Source organism: Pseudoalteromonas sp. TAB23, assembly GCF_000498075.1.
Taxonomy (GTDB): Bacteria; Pseudomonadota; Gammaproteobacteria; order Enterobacterales; family Alteromonadaceae; genus Pseudoalteromonas; species Pseudoalteromonas arctica.
Genome location: NZ_AUTP01000014.1, coordinates 1 through 1094, shown reverse-complemented (window position 1 = coordinate 1094; position 1094 = coordinate 1). Strand labels below are relative to the sequence as shown.

The following is a 1094-nucleotide window of genomic DNA, read 5'->3' as shown; positions in this document are numbered from 1 at the left end:
GGTTTGTTGGGGCTTGAAGCCGCAAATGCCATCAAGCAACTAGGGCTTGATACCCACGTAGTTGAATTTGCACCACAACTTATGGCTGTTCAACTTGATGGACAAGGCGGTACGCTACTAAAAAATAAAATAGAAAAACTTGGCGTAACAGTACACACATCAAAAGCAACCAGCGAAATAGTAAAAGGCGAAACCAGTCGCTTTAGATTAAATTTTTCGGACGAGTCACTTTTAGAAACAGATCTGATTTTGTTCTCTGCCGGTATTCGCCCGTACGACCAACTAGGCAAAATTGCTGATTTAGAACTCGGTGAACGCGGCGGTATTATTATTAATAACCAATGCCAAACATCAGATCCTGATATTTTAGCCATTGGTGAATGTGCCCTGTGGGAAAAAAAACTATTTGGCTTAGTTGCACCAGGTTACAATATGGCGCGCGTTGCAGCGAGTCAATTAAGTGGTGGCGAGCTTGAGTTTTTAGGTGCTGATATGAGCACAAAACTTAAGTTATTAGGTGTAGAAGTAGGCTCAATTGGCGACGCTCACGCAAAAACGCCAGACTGTAAAGAACTTATATATCAAGATGCTATTCGCGGCTGTTATAAAAAAATCATACTAAGTGAAAAAGGCGATAAATTACTGGGCGCTGTACTAGTTGGCGATACCAGCGACTACGATACTTTATTGCAGTACATGCTTAACGACATGGACTTACCAGAAAACCCTGAGTGTTTAATTTTACCAGACAGCAGCGGCGCGCCGTCGTTATCTGGCAGTGCCCTACCCGACACAGCCACTATTTGTTCGTGTCACAATGTGAGTAAAGGCGACATTGTAGGTGCAATTGATGGCGGCTCATGCGATTTAGCCTCAGTAAAATCATGCACTAAAGCAGCAAGCGGCTGTGGCGGCTGTGCTGCGTTATTAAAATCTGTTGTTGATAACGAATTAGCAAGTCGCGGTGTTGAAGTAAACAACCATGTATGTGAGCACTTTGCGTATTCACGCCAAGAACTACTGCACATGGTAAAAGTAGAAAGCATTAAAAGCTTTAATGACTTACTAACTAAACACGGCAGCGGTCATGGCTG

The 1094-nt window shown here is 43.2% G+C and carries 1 protein-coding gene; it reads left to right on the top strand.

Annotation, left to right across the window (positions count from 1 at the left end; translation table 11 throughout):
- Positions 1-1094: FAD-dependent oxidoreductase (locus L654_RS0100205; protein WP_024606907.1), on the top strand; the 1094-nt coding region annotated here is incomplete at both ends.